The sequence below is a fragment of the Streptosporangium sp. DT93 genome, from assembly GCF_049844535.1.
In the GTDB taxonomy this organism is placed as follows: domain Bacteria; phylum Actinomycetota; class Actinomycetes; order Streptosporangiales; family Streptosporangiaceae; genus Streptosporangium.
Window position 1 is genome coordinate 1 of the sequence record NZ_JBNCLF010000126.1, and the last position, 217, is coordinate 217.

Annotated in this window: 1 protein-coding gene; it reads right to left on the reverse strand. The window is 62.2% G+C overall.

Going from position 1 to position 217, the window contains the following annotated elements; translation table 11 throughout:
* Positions 1-217 (reverse strand): IS200/IS605 family accessory protein TnpB-related protein (locus tag ACLQ2R_RS39760; protein WP_425966578.1); only part of this gene is annotated, 217 nt, incomplete at both ends.

Consider the following 217-nt stretch of genomic DNA (forward strand, 5'->3'; position numbering starts at 1 on the left):
CACAGCTTCGAGGAGGGAAACCAGCGGTCCACCACCAGCAGCTCCCGCCCGTACCACTGCGCCTTGTACTCCAGCATCGTGCGCATCTGACGCCACGAGGCGTCGCTGATGGCACGGGCCAGGGTGTGGTTCCTGACCAAGTTGCGCACGGTGAGGTCTTCGATCACGACCGTTTGGTTCTCACGGACGAGACGCGTGGTGACCTTGTGCAGATGAT